Source organism: Salinicoccus sediminis (assembly GCF_000986795.1).
In the GTDB taxonomy this organism is placed as follows: Bacteria; Bacillota; Bacilli; order Staphylococcales; family Salinicoccaceae; genus Salinicoccus; species Salinicoccus sediminis.
The window spans coordinates 385,371-400,158 of sequence record NZ_LAYZ01000024.1 but is presented as its reverse complement, the minus strand read 5'-3'; the positions used below and the strand labels follow the sequence as shown (position 1 = coordinate 400,158).

Annotated in this window: 14 protein-coding genes; 8 read left to right on the top strand and 6 right to left on the bottom strand. The window is 55.5% G+C overall.

All coding sequences use genetic code 11. From position 1 onward, the window contains the following. Positions 1 to 26: 26 nt before the first annotated feature. Genes WN59_RS10475 through WN59_RS10465 form a run of 3 tightly spaced genes read right to left on the bottom strand, consistent with a single transcriptional unit; the run spans position 27 to position 3,105 of the window. On the bottom strand, positions 27 to 1,592 hold the full coding sequence (locus tag WN59_RS10475) for an ABC transporter permease (protein WP_046516964.1): 1,566 nt from the start codon (positions 1,590 to 1,592) through the stop codon (positions 27 to 29). Continuing rightward, complete coding sequence (locus WN59_RS10470) at positions 1,589 to 2,479, bottom strand: ABC transporter ATP-binding protein (protein WP_046516962.1); 891 nt, start codon at positions 2,477 to 2,479, stop codon at positions 1,589 to 1,591. The genes WN59_RS10475 and WN59_RS10470 overlap by 4 nt, the downstream gene beginning before the upstream one ends. Next, entirely contained in the window at positions 2,476 to 3,105 is a 630-nt protein-coding gene (locus tag WN59_RS10465) for a TetR/AcrR family transcriptional regulator (RefSeq protein WP_046516960.1), read from the bottom strand. Before WN59_RS10465 ends, WN59_RS10470 begins: the two co-directional genes overlap by 4 nt. 134 nt (positions 3,106 to 3,239) lie before the next feature. On the opposite strand from WN59_RS10465, the gene WN59_RS13345 reads away from it, so the two are divergent. Continuing rightward, positions 3,240 to 4,064 (top strand): M23 family metallopeptidase, encoded by an 825-nt coding sequence (locus WN59_RS13345; protein ID WP_052747404.1) that lies wholly within the window; start codon positions 3,240 to 3,242, stop codon positions 4,062 to 4,064. Positions 4,065 to 4,392: 328 nt separating this feature from the next. On the opposite strand, the gene WN59_RS10455 is transcribed toward WN59_RS13345, so the two are convergent. Beyond that, a complete protein-coding gene (locus WN59_RS10455; protein ID WP_046516958.1) occupies positions 4,393 to 4,776 on the bottom strand; it encodes a hypothetical protein in 384 nt (127 codons plus the stop codon). Between the two features lie 87 nt (positions 4,777 to 4,863). On the opposite strand from WN59_RS10455, the gene WN59_RS10450 reads away from it, so the two are divergent. From WN59_RS10450 to galU, 4 genes are read left to right on the top strand one after another with little or no spacing between them, the layout of a single operon-like run. After that, positions 4,864 to 5,649: a gluconate 2-dehydrogenase subunit 3 family protein gene (locus tag WN59_RS10450; RefSeq protein ID WP_046516956.1), complete on the top strand. Its 786-nt coding sequence runs from the start codon at positions 4,864 to 4,866 to the stop codon at positions 5,647 to 5,649. Between the two features lie 3 nt (positions 5,650 to 5,652). After that, entirely contained in the window at positions 5,653 to 7,377 is a 1,725-nt protein-coding gene (locus WN59_RS10445) for a GMC family oxidoreductase (protein ID WP_046516954.1), read from the top strand. 15 nt (positions 7,378 to 7,392) lie between these two features. Then, positions 7,393 to 8,217 (top strand): twin-arginine translocase subunit TatC, encoded by an 825-nt coding sequence (gene tatC, locus WN59_RS10440; RefSeq protein ID WP_046516952.1) that lies wholly within the window; start codon positions 7,393 to 7,395, stop codon positions 8,215 to 8,217. 54 nt (positions 8,218 to 8,271) lie between these two features. Beyond that, positions 8,272 to 9,195, top strand: coding sequence for a UTP--glucose-1-phosphate uridylyltransferase GalU (gene galU / locus WN59_RS10435; RefSeq protein ID WP_046516950.1), 924 nt, complete (start codon positions 8,272 to 8,274; stop codon positions 9,193 to 9,195). Between the two features lie 213 nt (positions 9,196 to 9,408). Here the strand turns inward: galU and tatC (WN59_RS10430) are convergent, their stop codons facing one another. Then, entirely contained in the window at positions 9,409 to 10,221 is an 813-nt protein-coding gene (tatC, locus tag WN59_RS10430) for a twin-arginine translocase subunit TatC (RefSeq protein ID WP_046516946.1), read from the bottom strand. A gap of 286 nt (positions 10,222 to 10,507) precedes the next feature. On the opposite strand from tatC (WN59_RS10430), the gene WN59_RS10425 reads away from it, so the two are divergent. After that, positions 10,508 to 11,500 carry a nuclease-related domain-containing protein gene (locus tag WN59_RS10425; protein ID WP_046516944.1) on the top strand — a complete coding sequence of 331 codons (993 nt, stop codon included), beginning with the start codon at positions 10,508 to 10,510 and terminating at the stop codon, positions 11,498 to 11,500. Positions 11,501 to 11,644: 144 nt separating this feature from the next. On the opposite strand, the gene WN59_RS10420 is transcribed toward WN59_RS10425, so the two are convergent. Continuing rightward, the gene (locus tag WN59_RS10420; RefSeq protein WP_231577226.1) at positions 11,645 to 12,943 is read right to left on the bottom strand and encodes an MFS transporter; all 1,299 of its coding nucleotides are present in this window, start codon (positions 12,941 to 12,943) and stop codon (positions 11,645 to 11,647) included. 133 nt (positions 12,944 to 13,076) lie between these two features. Here WN59_RS10420 and WN59_RS10415 point away from each other — a divergent pair, with 133 nt between their 5' ends. Both WN59_RS10415 and WN59_RS10410 read left to right on the top strand, forming a co-directional pair. Then, on the top strand, positions 13,077 to 14,570 hold the full coding sequence (locus WN59_RS10415; protein WP_046516941.1) for a UDP-N-acetylmuramoyl-L-alanyl-D-glutamate--2,6-diaminopimelate ligase: 1,494 nt from the start codon (positions 13,077 to 13,079) through the stop codon (positions 14,568 to 14,570). Next, positions 14,551 to 14,784 carry a YueH family protein gene (locus WN59_RS10410; protein WP_046516939.1) on the top strand — a complete coding sequence of 78 codons (234 nt, stop codon included), beginning with the start codon at positions 14,551 to 14,553 and terminating at the stop codon, positions 14,782 to 14,784. Before WN59_RS10415 ends, WN59_RS10410 begins: the two co-directional genes overlap by 20 nt. Positions 14,785 to 14,788 lie beyond the last annotated feature (4 nt).

Here is a 14,788-nt window from a genome sequence, read left to right as displayed (position 1 = left end):
TCATACAGGTCTGCGGAATTTTTTATTCAGCCGATATCCCTTTTTCCAAATAAAAATGCGCCAACTGCACCAAATGCTGCACCGATCAGGATGACAATCAGCCATGCCATCCAGTCGATTTCTTCAGCCGGCATCTCGGCCAGGTAATAAAATGGTGTCACCATCCGCCATTCGTCATCCAGCCCGATGATGAGGCCCAGATAGTTGACGAAGAATGCATAGATGAAATAGAGCCAGATCAGCGTATGCAGCTTCCTCGCTATCCCGGTAAGCAGCATTGACAGTCCGGTGAACAGGATGACTGCAGCCGTATAGTTCAGTGCGGTCATCATGTAGTCGCCGGGGGACACTTCGATGCTCTCCACGCCGATGCTTGCGGTGTACATGCCGAGGAGGGAGAGCGCCAGGCCAAACGCTCCGGCGATGGTTCCGAGCACCCCGTGGGTGATGAGCATGTGGATGCGGCTGATATCAGCGCTCGCGAGTACTTCCAGGCGTCCGGATTTTTCCTCACGGAGTATGCGTGCAGACACCATCAGTGCAGGAATGACGCCGACGATGACGGTGATCATCACGAGCGTACTGATGAACTGCAGTATCGGGTCGGTGCCGGAGTCATCCTCCAGCGCCTGTGCCAGGAGTTCGTTATCATTGATGAACGTATCCAGATCCCCGAAGATCGCCCCGTAGGCGAGACCGATCAGCAGCATGCCCAAAAGCCAGCTTATGATCAGTACTTTCATCCCTGCCAGCTGAAGACGGGGATAGCTTTGGATATGGCGGGTCTTCCCTTTGAAGTCGATGGCGATATAGGCATCATCAAGGTCACGTTTCCTGAACAGCACCCAGGCAAGCCGGATGAACAGCAGGATGACCGCAAACGGCAGCAGCCAGACGTAGTCATTCGTGCCGAAAGGTTCCATGCGGGTCAGCCAGTGGTACGGGAATGCAACCGAATAGTCCGTATTGATGACATCCGTCACAGCACGCCCCACGTATAGGAGCAGCAGGATTGCAAGTGCGGTCCCGAATGACCAGTCGGATGACGGAAGCAGCTGCGCGAGCACCAGGGTGAAGGTGTAGAACAGGATGCCGAACAGTGCGGTGCCGAGCGCATAGAGCAGATTGCCCGCGGCATCGAAGGATTCGATGTTCATCACACCGAGTCCTGCGAAGATGACGGCTCCGAGCACGATGTTCATGATGAAGCCGATCAGGAGCTGGGCCCCGAAGATGTTACCGCGGGTGATGCCGGTACTGCTCACATATTCCAGCAGTCCGTTATCCTCCATCTTCCGGCTTACAGCGTTGGCGATCATGATCCCGAAAAGGCCGTGGACGACCGCCATGAATACCATCATTTCATGGGAGAACATGACAGCGATGGTGTAGGTGCTCTCAGGCACCGGACCGACGATCGCAACCATTGCCGGGTTGGCCAGTGTCTCCTTCAGCAGTTCACGTTCAGCCGGGTCGCTGTAGAGTCCTTTGAAAGCGGGCGGGACGACGAGTGTCAGCGCCGAGATGCCGATGATCCACATGAGTATGCGGAAGCGGACATCGCGCAGCACGATTTTAAGGAAATGTGTCATGACTCATCACTCCGGCCTTCATAGTAGCGCATGAATATGTCCTCAAGCCGCGGCGGCAGCGTCTCGAGATGTGTCGGTCCGATCGGATGGAGGACCTCGAGGAATTCTGCCGCCTTGTCGTTGTCGACACGCATATGTGTATTTTCCTCCCCTTCAAAGAAATCATGGACGTACGGGAGATCTTTCAAAAGCCCCAGGTCGCCCTCTGCCTGAACGACATACTCGATCCGTGTGATGTGGCGCAGTTCTTCGAGGCGGCCGGTTTCGATGATTTCCCCTTCCCGGATGATGGCGAGCCGGTCGGCGAGCTTTTCCACTTCTGATAAAATGTGGCTCGACAGCAGTATGCTCTTCCCTTCGGCACGGGCACGCATGACCTCCTCGTGGAAGGAGCGCTCCATGAGCGGGTCCAGCCCGGTGGTCGGCTCATCGAAGATCAGCAGTTTGGCATCCGAGAGGAATGCACTGATGAGCGCGACTTTCTGCCGGTTCCCCTTGGAGTAGGTCTTGCATTTTTTTTTCGGATCCAGCCTGAACTTTTCAATCAGCTCCGCTTTTCGCTCTTTGTTGCTGTACCCGCGTGTCTTCATGAAAAAGTTGATCACTTCATCTCCTGTAAGGTTGCCCCACAGGTTGACATCCCCCGGTACGTAGGTAAGTTTATCCTTGTAGTGCGGATCCTTCGTGACGGGTGTGCCGTCCATGAGGATCCCGCCGGAATCGGGCGTCAATGCCCCGATGATCATGCGGATCGTCGTGGACTTGCCCGCGCCGTTCGGCCCGATGAAACCGAAGATTTCCCCTTTCTCAATGTTGAATGATACATCTTTTGCAGCTACGGTTTTGCCGAAAGTCTTGGTCAGGCCTTCCAGTTCAAGTAGGCTCATTGGTATTCCTCCTTGTAATAAAGTTTGCGCATGGCGTCGAGATAATGGTCGAATTCGTCAAAGTATGCGTCGAAACGGCTGAAGGCCATCCCTTCAGTTTTCATCATATGCTCCATTTCCCGGGTATATCCGCTGATCGTCCAGGCGATGAGCTTCACGGCGGTCCGGTGGTCGATGTCATCCCGGAAGCGTGTGAGGTCCAGGTTGTCGAACAATATCTGTTCCCGGTTTTCAATCAGCGCTTCGTTGCGCAGTTTCTGCTCTTCGTTCAGATCATCGGAGAAGTATACAGAAGTGATGAACTGCGAAATTGCAGGGTGCGCCATGAAGTACCTGTATTTGATGTGTGACAGTCTGGCGCACCGCTCGATGAACCCTTCCTTTTCGGAGGCAATCCCGTCGAGCATATGGTTTTCGATATGGACGAGCGCAAAATCGAGCGCATCGTCGAAGAGAGTCCGTTTACTCTCGAAGTAGTAGTAGAGCATCCCCTTGCTCATGCCGGCGCGCTTGACGATGCGGTTCGTCGATGCCTTTGTGAAGCCGTGTTCGGCGAATTCGCCCATCGCAGCGGCCAGTATTTCATATTGACGTTTTTCATCCAGTGATATGAAAGCTTCTTTCATTATGACACCTCCGGCGCTTTTATTGACCACCCTGGTCAATTGCATTCTAACGCGTTTGACCAGAGTGGTCAATGCCTTTTTCCGATGTTTCCTTCGATATATCAGATGGACCACAATTTACGGGAGGGATCGTTTTGAATCCGATTGAATATCTGAAAAGGCAGGGGTTCCGTGTGACATCGGACCCGACGAAGTACCAAAGCGGCATATGGGGGAAGCGGGACTACACGGTCGGCGGCTACAATTACGACACATACTGCGGCGGCTACCACCGGGCGTATGACATGGCGAAGCAGCATCTCGCGCCGGTGCCGTCGGTGTCGGACGGCGAGGTGGTGGCGGGGACGAATGCATACGGCAATTTCGGCGGCACGGTCGTCGTGGCCAACGAAGCCCTCGGCATCCAGGTGATCTACGGCCACCTTGCGAGAAATCTGCCGGTCGCAATCGGCCGGCGTGTGCGTCAGGGAGATATTGTTGGATACCAGTCCAACACCAACTATGATAATGTCCAGATGGCATCCCACCTCCATATTCAGTTCCAGAAATACGGTTATATCCAAGGAGAGCGGGCGTTCGTCTGCACAGGCATCAACCCGCTCGGGATAGATGTCGGCGGAGGAGGACCGCTTGAGAGGAAGACCAGTTATGAGGCCGCCTGGCTGTGGCGCGGGAAATTCCGCACCACGGCCAGGATAAAGAAACGGGATTTCCCGTCTCTGAAAGGGAGTGTCGAAGGCGTGGCCGCCCTTGGAGTGTACAGCTTCGACAAACTGTATTACAACGACGGCCACTGGTGGCTCAGGATCACGGACGGCGGGCGCAGCCGTTTCATCGCAGCCGGCAGGAAGGAAAACGGCGTCACTTTTAAGGATGCAGCCTCCCGACGGAGACTGTGGGGCATTGTCTCGGAACTCGATACGAAGGGCGGCAGGGAGCAGACGCAGAAAGCGCTGTAGGGCGGACACCGTTGATTTCGCCGTGTCCGGTATACCGCTTTGACGGACACCGTTATTTTCGCTGCGTCCGGTATACCGCTTTGGCGGACACCGTTATTTTCGCCGCGTCCGGTATACCGCTTTGGCGGACACCGTTATTTTCGCCGCGTCCGGTATACCGCTTTGACGGACACCGCTGATTTCGCCGCGTCCGGTATACCGCTTTGGCGGACACCGCTGATTTCGCCGCGTCCGGTATACCGCTTTGGCGGACACCGTTGTACAGCCCGAAAGGGAAGACAAAAAAACCGCTGCACCCGGCATGCCGGGCGCAGCGGTTTTTCGATTTCTAATGTTCCCCGAGCTGCTGATCCATTTTGTAGAGGAGCCTGTTGATCTCGACCTGGTTGATGGCTTCGACTACGAAGTAGGCGAAGATGGTGAAGACGAAAATGCCGCCGAGGAGTAAAACATTATTTTGGAATACGCTGATCAGGATGGCCGGCAGGAAGACGATGGCCATGTAGAGGATCAGCATGATAAGCCGGTTTCCGTTGATGGAACGCTGGGCGTCGCGGAGGTCATTACGGTATTTTTTGTTAACCGCTTCCAAATCGATCTCAGGACCGTCTTCATAGACTTTTGTAATTGTGGGTTTTGCGTCATACTTGTTTTCTGTGTACCGGAGATCCATGTGTCTGTTGTCCCAGAAGAGATACTTGAAAAAAGCCAAATTATCCACATCCCCTTCTTTAATATTCCAAATATTATGATATCATTATATAATGAAAGTAGATTTTATTCAAAGGGGGAGTATCAAATGGCTGACAAAGATCAGAAAGAAAAGAAGTTTTCCAGGCGTGATTTCCTGAAGACGACCGGTGCGGCCACAGGGGGAATCATCGGAGGGTCCCTGCTCGGCGGATCGATCGGCATGAATTTCGGTTCGGACACCTCCACCGGAGAGGAGGAGGCCCAGCAGACCGAAGAGAGCGGGGGAGAGGAGGCCGGCGGGACGGAAAACCCCGGCAGGATCTTCTTCCACAATGATGCGGATTTCGAGACGATTTCCCAGGCGATGGAAAGGATATTCCCCGAGGATGACCTCGGCCCGGGCGCCATCAAGCTCGGCGTTCCGTATTTCCTTGATATGCAGCTTGCGGGTGCCTACGGCAACAACTCCAAAGAGTATATGCAGGGGCCGTTCCACGAAGGCGAGGCGACACAGGGCTATCAGTCCCGTCTGACGCGTGCGGAGCTGTTCACGATCGGCATCGAGGCGCTGAACAGCGAATCGCAGAATGATTTCGACACTGGTTTCGCAGACCTCGAAGACGATCAGAAAGATGAGATCCTCACCAAATTCGAGGACGGGGACGCGGATTTCGGTATTCCGAGGGCGGCCGGCAAACCGGAGGACTTCTTCCGGCTGCTGCGTTCTGCGACTCTGCAGGGTGCGTATGCGGACCCGCTGTACCGCGGAAACCGCGGCATGGAAGGCTGGAAGATGAAGAACTTCCCCGGCCACCAGCATGCATACATCCAGCAGATCGATACGGACAGTTTCCAGGAAATAGAACCACAATCACTTTACGGGGGGAAATAGCATATGGTGACTGAGTTGGATAAAGTAGATGTTGTAACCGTCGGTGTCGGCTGGACCGGCGGGATCATTGCCGCGGAAGCGGCGAAGGCCGGCCTCAAGGTGATGGGGCTTGAACGCGGAAGTGAGCGTGGCACTGATGATTATCAGAACGTCCATGATGAATATAAATACGCAATACGCTATGAACTGATGCAGGACATGTCCAAGGAGACTATCACTTTCAGGAACACGCGTGACCAGAAGGCACTGCCGATGCGCGAGATGGGTTCGTTCCTGCTCGGGGACAATCTCGGCGGTGCGGGGACGCACTGGAACGGCCAGACGTGGCGCTTCCTGCCGTACGACTTCGAGATCCGTTCGATGACGGAAGAACGCTACGGGGCGGAAAAACTGAAGGATGATGACGGCTACCGCATCCAGGACTGGGGCATCACATACGACGAGCTTGAACCTTATTTCGACAAATTCGAAAAGACCGCCGGCATCTCCGGCGAACCGAACCCGCTCGGCGGGGACCGTTCGGACGACTATCCGACGCCGCCGATGATCAAGACGCGGTCGCTCAAGATGTTCGAGGACGCGGCGAATTCACTCGGCTACAGCCCGATCATGATGCCGTCGGCCAACCTGAGCGAAGCGTTCGAGAATCCGGACGGGCAGACGATCCAGGCATGCCAGTACTGTGCATTCTGTGAACGCTTCGGCTGTGAATACGGTGCAAAGTCCTCGCCTGAGGTGACGGTCATCCCTGCCGCCCGTGACACCGGCAACTTCGAGGTGCGCCCGCATTCGAATGTCGTCGAGGTCATGAAGGACGAGGACGACGACAGCAGGGTAACGGGCGTGCGCTTCATCGATACAAGGAGCGGCGAGGAATTCTTCCAGCCGGCGGATGTCGTCGTGCTCACAAGCTACCTGTTCAACAACTACAAGCTGCTCAGAGTGTCCGAGATCGGCGAACAGTACGATCCGGAAACCGAAGAGGGCACGCTCGGCCGCAACTACTGCTACCAGATCTTCGGCGGCGCTGTCGGATTCTTCGATGAGCAGTTCAATACATTCATGGGGGCGGGCGCACTCGGCATGGCGTTTGACGACTTCAACGGCGACAACTACGACCATTCCGATCTCGACTTCCTCCACGGCGGCAACATGGCGATCACCCAGACCGGTGCGCGTCCGATCGCAACCAATACGACACGCGAAGGGACGCCGTCATGGGGCGCCCAGTTCAAGAAGGAATCCATAGAAAACTATACACGCACGCTGCGCGTCCAGGCCCAGTGTGCAACACTGCCGCACCGGGACAACTACCTGGACCTCGACGAGGAGTATACCGATGCATACGATGTCCCGCTCGTGCAGCTGACATACAACTTCACCGACCAGGACAGGAACGTGCAGGAGTATACCATCGACCGCGCGGCTGAAGTGGTCGAGGAGATGGGCGCAGGCGAAGTCAAGAAGGATGCCGTCGTCGAAGACTACGACATCGTGCCGTACCAGTCCACCCACAACACCGGCGGCACTGTCATGGGCGACGATCCCGAAACGAGCGTCGTGAACAACTACCTGCAGCACTGGGACCGCGACAATCTTTTCGTTGTCGGCGCAGGGAATTTCGCGCATAATGGAGGCTACAATCCGACAGCGACTGTCGGAGCGCTTGCTTACCGCTGTGCAGAAGGCGTCATCGAGTATGCGGAGGACAACAGGCGTCTTGAATAGGAACAGGTGATTTAGATGGATCCATTGGAGAAGCGGAATTCCGAATTTGAGAATGAAGACCCGGTGTCCGGCCGAAAGGGTGCCGGCCCGGAAGGGGGTGACGGGCCGGGGGGCGGCAAAGAGGATCCGTTCGAACCGCTCGAGGACCAGCTCCTGGCCGCGCGCAGCCTGCTGATCAAGTCGGCTGTTGCGGTCGCCCTCTGGTTCATCCTCATCTTCTTCACTGTTGAATGGTGGTTCTCGTTCGTTTCAAAAGGCTTCGAAATCGTGGTGATGGGGCCGTTCGAGGTCATCCGCTTCTACGTGCGGACATCGGCGGCCATCTCGCTCGGCCTCTCGGTGCCGTTCATACTGTATTTCCTGTGGCAGTATGTGCAGAAAGTGATGGGGCTCCGCGGCGTGAACGTGTCTGTGCTGCGCGGAATGGTGCCCCTGATGATCGGGCTGTTCTTCATAGGCCTCGTCTTCGGCTATTTCGTCGTCCATCCCGTGAGCTACTACTTCCTGATCCAGATGGGCGAGGAGAACTTCGACGTGCTGGTGACGGCGGACGAATACATGTCGTTCCTCCTGATGTCATCCATCCCGATGGGGCTCGTCTTCCAGCTGCCGATGGTGGTTTTATTCCTCAATCATATTGAACTGCTGGACTCGGCCCTGATGGTGAAAGCGCGCAAGTATTCCTATTTCGCACTCATCGTGCTCACCGCGCTGATTGCACCGCCGGATCTGTTTTCACACCTCATCGTGCTTGCGCCGATGATCGTTCTGTATGAAATCAGTATCCATATTGTAAAAAGGAAAGAAAAAAAAGAGGCACGATCGGAGGGCCGGGAGTAGATTCCGGCCCTCTTTTTGTTATAGTGGAACTTATAGATTAGTAGGAGGATATATATGCAGAAAGTGAAGAAAGCAGTCATTCCGGCGGCGGGCCTCGGCACCCGTTTTTTGCCTGCGACAAAAGCGATGCCGAAGGAGATGCTGCCGATCTTGGACAAGCCGACGATCCAGTATATCGTGGAGGAGGCCGTCGCGGCGGGGATAGAGGACATCATCATCGTCACCGGCAAGCACAAGCGGGCGATTGAGGATCATTTCGACCAGTCCATGGAACTCGAAACTATCCTTGAGAACAAAGGGAAGGATGACCTCCTCGAAAAGGTCGAGCATGCCACCGGCCTCGCCAATATTTTCTACGTCAGGCAGAAGAAGCCGAAAGGGCTCGGCCACGCCATACATACCGCCAGGCAGTTCATCGGGGACGAGCCGTTTGCGGTGCTGCTCGGCGATGACATCGTCGACAACGGGGACGGCCCGCCCGCGATCGGCCAGCTGATCGAGCACTATGAAAGGCACCACAGTTCGGTCATCGGTGTAAAAAGTGTGCCGGCGGAGGACGTCTCGAGATACGGCATCGTCGAATACGACAGCCACGAGGGCAACTGCTACCACCTCAACAATATGTATGAAAAACCGGCGCCCGGTGTGACCGATTCGCGTCTCGCCATCATGGGGCGTTACGTGCTGACGCCGTCGGTGTTCAGCCACCTCGCCAAGGGAGAGATCGGGGCCGGCGGCGAAATCCAGCTGACCGACGCCATCCGCGGAATCGCCGAAGAGGGTGAGGACGTCTACGCCGTCGATTTCGAAGGCCGCCGCCATGACGTCGGCGCCAAACGCGGATTCGTGAAGACGACGATTGAATACGCCCTGAAGTCGGACATGAAAGAAGAGCTGCTCGATTTCATGGAAGAGCTGACACGCAGGCACCGGGGAGAAACGGAAGGCGGAATCGAAACGGACGAAAAAATCAAATAGAGTGAATTTACACCTCCTGTCATTGATATATAGGGGTTTGTGTATCGCCGGTGTCATTTTGCACCATTTCAAAAAATCAGATCCGCGATATTCATCCATATATATATATAGTAAAGGAGGTTTTTTGATGTTTTTGAACATATAAAAGCACCCCTGAAGCTGAATTTTGGAGTTCAACTTCAAGGGTGCATCACAAAGGCACCGGGAGTCATCTTATTCCGCCGCCTTTCTGGCGGCGCGCTTCGCCGCACGCCGTTCGCGGATCCTCACGATGTAGATGCTGATCTCGTACAGCACGATCATCGGGCTGACGGTGATGAGATGTGTGAAGAAGTCGGGCGGGGCAATCAGCGCGGTAATCACCAGCAGCGCGAAATATACGTATTTCCGCACTTTTCTCATAAGCGCCGCATCCAGCAGCTCGATGTGGTGCAGAAACAGCACGACGATCGGCAGCTGGAAGATGAGTCCCATCGGCATCGTCGATATCAGCAGGAACGACATGTACTCGTCCGCCGTCACCAGCACTTCGAAATTCTGCTCGCCCATCTGGATCAGAAAGTAGTAGCTCACGGGATGGACGACGAAATAGCCGAATGACAGCCCGCCCAGGAAAAGGAGGAACATCAGCGGGAAATAGGCTTTCAAAAACTGTGTCTCCTTGTCGACGAGCCCCGGCCTCATGAACTGCCACAAAAAGCGGCAGATGAACGGCAGGCTGAGGCCGATGCCGAGCGCGCCGGCGGTCCGTATGTAGAAGCGGATGACCTCGAACGGCCCCCGCACGATCAGGTCATGCCCCTTCGACAGATAGGGGAACCAGTACTGGATGGTCAGGAATATGAGCATGAAGAAAAACACGAACACGATCGCCGACTTGATCAGCATGCCGCGCAGATCATCCAGGTGCTCGACTAGCGTCGCATCCGGGTCCTCGACCGTCACCCTGCTCCGCCTTGTCTCTTCATATCCATCGTCGCTGATGGCTTTTATCGTCTCTTTTCTTTCATTGTCATTCGATGCCATCACGTTCACCTTCTTTTTCCGTTGATTCGCAAAAAGGCATATACGGAAAACTTTCGTATATGCCTAACTATACACTATTTTCTTTTACTACATAAAGTTAAGCGTCGACAAGTGATCCACCATCCAGGAACCAGCTCTGCGAAAAATTCCAAACTGAATATTCAGAGTGAATTTACACCTGCCGCTGTTGATATGAAAGGGTTTGGGTGCACTCGGTTTCCTTTTACACCATTTTGTAAAATCAAATCGGCCCATTTTAAGCATATACAGTATAGGAGGTGTTTTTATGTTCCTGAACATGCGGCAGAAACCGCAGGAACTGATCTATGTCGAAGCGTTGTCAAACCGTTCCATACTGTCGAATAAAGAACAGCGGAAGCTTGCGGCACTCTCCGCCGGTCATGCGGGCGAGTGCGAATATGACAGGCTGTTCGATGCCGCCGGCCACGGGGGTTTATTAATCTACCGCGATATTTGGATGAAAGTGGATGAAGCCGTGATTCAGGCCGACAGCCTGATTGTCGCCGACGGGGTGATTGCTGTGGATGAAGTGAAGAATTTCAGCGGGGACTACAAGTATGCTGGCGGCGAGTGGTCGGTCGGCGGCCGGCCGGGCTACGAAGACCCGCTCGCCCAGGTCTCACGCACCGCCGGCAAGCTCGTGCGGCTCGGCGGCAGGATGCCGTACCGTTTCGATGTGCAAAAAAAGGTGGTATTTGTAAATCCTGACATGAATCTCGAATTCAATTCGGAAGAGAATCAGCGTTTCATCGTCGGGCGGCCCCGGCTCCGGGAGCATTTCAGCGAGCTCGGGCGGCTCAGTGCCGGGACCGCCGCCCGTGAGAACGCCCGGGCACTCCGCCGTTTCTTCATCCGTAATCCGATGCAGCTGCCCGTGACCGATTTCAAACGGGTGCGGATGGGGAACTATTGTTATGTTTGCGCGGCGTTCGATCTCAGCATCGGGAAGTATAAAGTCGTCTGCCGCAGATGCGGCTACACGGAGACGACCGAGCGGATGTTCGTGCGTGCACTCATCGATTTCTCCGTGCTGTTTCATGATAGGAAGATGACAAGCGCCGGGATGTCTTTATTTGTCAGCCACGTGCTGAAGCCGCGGACGGTGCGTAAGTATTTAAGTAAGTATTGCCATGTGAGAGGGAGCAGCAGGGCGACATATTATGTCATAAAGTCGATTCATCTGAAAAAGTTATTATCAGAGAATGGTTATGCATCAAAATATGAAACGGATGAGCGATTTAGAGCGGTCAATGTTTGAGCCTGTGCCATCAAACGTTCTTGATGGCACAGGCTCACCACGCCTGTGCCATGAAACTCATTTGGTGGCACCCGCTCGCGACACCCGCCAAAGAGCAGCCACCGCACAAAAAACCGGAATCCCGCCAAACGGGGATTCCGGTTTTTACGTCCGGCGCCATCTGAACGCAAACAGCACGGCGTAATAGGCGAACAGTACGACGAAGATCAGGCCGCTCGCAAGCAGTGTGGCGTCGACGGTGCCGAACAGGTCGGCCGTCAGCCCGCCCAAGGCGGGGCCGATCATCGCGCCGATGCCCTGCACGGAGCTGATGACGCCCCATGATTCGGCGCGGCGGCCCTCCGCAATCGTGCCGGCGAGGTATTTATTCCACGCGGGCAGCATGATGCCGTAGGACAGCCCGATGAAGCTGGCGATCGCGAAGATGAGCCAGATCGTCTCGAGCGTCGAGAACCATATGATGCCGGCGGCATAGACGAAGAAGCCGGCGCAGATGACGGCGGCCGTCAGCCGCATCGAATACGTATCGAGGCCGCGGCTCAGCACGGTCATGCTGAAAGCGACGAGCCCGAACACGATCAAAATAAAGAACGTGTACTGGAAATAGTTCAATGACAGCTCGGATGTGATATACGTCGGCAGCACGGGCAGCAGCATGCCGACGCCGAGCCCCTGCAGCATGATTCCCGGCATGTTCTTCATGTGGCGCTTCAGTATGTGCCACGTATCACGGAGCGGCAGGCGTTTCTTCACGCCGCTCCTGTCGCGCCGCTTCGAGGACGACCCGGCCCCCTCACCCGTACTGTACACTTCCCGCCCGACCTTCTCGCCGACGGTTTCGCCGGCACGCGCATCATCATCGCCGCCGACCGCGTCAACCATCTCTTTTTGGTTGCCCGGCAGCACGAGGAAGACGAGCAGGTTCACGACGAACACGCCGGCCATCGCAAACACGGCCTCTTCTGCGAATATCCCGATCAGGAAGTTCATCGCGACCATGCCGGCGCCGAGACCGCATAGCCACGAGAAGAACACGAGCCCCATGTCGCGCCCCCGGTTCTTCTCTTCGACGTTGGAAAGCGCCATGATCCATATCGGACAGACGCTCACACCGAGCAGGCATGCGGCGGCCAGCAGCGTCCAGAAGCTCTGGTCGAAGCCGACCGCCACCATCGCGCCGATGCCGAGAATATAGCTCAGCAGCATCGTCCACACTTCCCCGATCTTGCGTATCAGGAAGCCGAGCCAGACATTGGTCACCGCATCGAGCACGTAGTGCATCGTGATCACAATCGAGCTCAGGCCGATCGAAATCAGGCCGATCGTCGGCAGGGCGGGCAGATAGCTCAGTATGAACATCCCCCGGACCATCTCCGTCAGGAATAGTATGAAAGCGAGTTTCCAAAACCGCTTCTTCTTCAAGTCATTTGTCATCATTTTCACCTTCGTCAATCAGAATTGACACCTAGATCGGAACATATATAACCATACTTTCCATAAAGTGCCGCTGTCAATTATCTCTGTCAAACACTCCATTATTATTGTATAATATAAAAGTTGAAAGGTGGCAGGAAACATGAATTCGAGGACGCTGATTTCCCAGCTGAAAATAAAAACCGCATATGGCACATTCCCGGACACCGTAACGGATATCACGACGGATTCCCGCGAGGCGGGGCCCGCGTCCGTGTTCGTCGCGCTGCGCGGACACCAGGTGGACGGCTACAGCTTCATACCGAAGGCGATCGAAGCCGGATGCCGGTTCATCGTCACGGACCGCTACATCGAAATCCCGGAAGACGCGGGACTCCTCATCGTCAGGGATCCGTCCAAAGTGGCATCGCTCTTCTCGGAGTACATCTACGACTTCCCGCACGACAGCCAGACGATGATCGGCGTGACCGGCACCAACGGCAAGACCACGGTCGCAACGATGATCCACAACCTGAGCCGCTCGCTCGGCAAGAACAGCGCCTATCTCGGGACGAACGGATTCATAATCAATGAAGACCGCTACGACAGCATCAATACGACACCGGAGACGACGAAGCTCCACAAGCGGCTGAAAGAGGCGAATGATGCCGAGACGGAGGTCTTCACGATGGAAGTGTCGTCGCATGCGCTGAAGCTCGGGCGGACATTCGGCATCGACTACGACATCACCATATTTACGAATCTCACCCAGGACCATCTCGATTTCCACAACACGATGGATGAATACGGCTACGTCAAGGGACTCCTGTTCTCGCAGATGGGGCAGGACGTGCGCGACCGCAAATACATCGTGCTGAACAACGATGATGAGTGGTCAGAGCGCTACAGCGGCATGACGCCGCACGAGGTCATCACATACGGTCTCGACGGCACGGCGGACTTTTGGCCGTCCGATATAGAAGGGACGCTCGAAGGCTTCAACTTTACACTCAATACCCCGGACGGCCCGTTTAAAATCAATTCGCCGTTCATCGGGTACTTCAACATACAGAACCTGATGTGCGCCATCATCAGCGAGTGGCTGCAGGGCTACAGCCTGGGGCGCATTGCCGCCGCCGTATCCGCCATGGAGCCGGTCGAGGGCAGGCTCGAAGTGCTCGATCCGCACCTTCCGGTCGACATCATCATCGATTTCGCCCATACACCGGACGCGCTTGACAAGATCATCGATACCGTCGAACCGTTCGTCACCGGGCGCATGATCTTCCTCGTCGGCATGACCGGGGAGCGCGATATGACGAAGGCGGCCGAAATGGGGCGCATCTCAACCCGCGCGGACTACGCGATATTCACGCCCGACAATCCGGCCAACGACAATCCAAAAATGCTCGTCGAAGCGCTTGAACAGGGCGCGGTACACGACAACCACCGCTCATTCATCGACCGGGCCGAAGGCATCCAGCACGCCATCGACATCTCAGAACCCGGCGACACGATCGTGCTCGCATGCAAGGGCCGCGAGCCGTACCAGATCATGGAAGACTACGTCAAAGTGCCGCACCGCGACGACTTGATCGCGCTCGATGCCGCATACCGCAAGTACAGGAGCGAAGAATATGATTACGACGGCGATTGACATTGCGGACCACGCCGCCACAGCCTATATATACGACACCGGCACGGCATACATCATCAGCATCCCGTACATCAACTTCAGCCTGGAGCTCGCACGCACCCTGCCGTCAGAGGACAGGGAGGACGAGATCATCGCCCATCTCTTCCACATGATGGACGAGGCGGAATGCGCGGGAATCGCCCGCAGAATCACAGAAGCGACAGATAAACAGTAAGGAG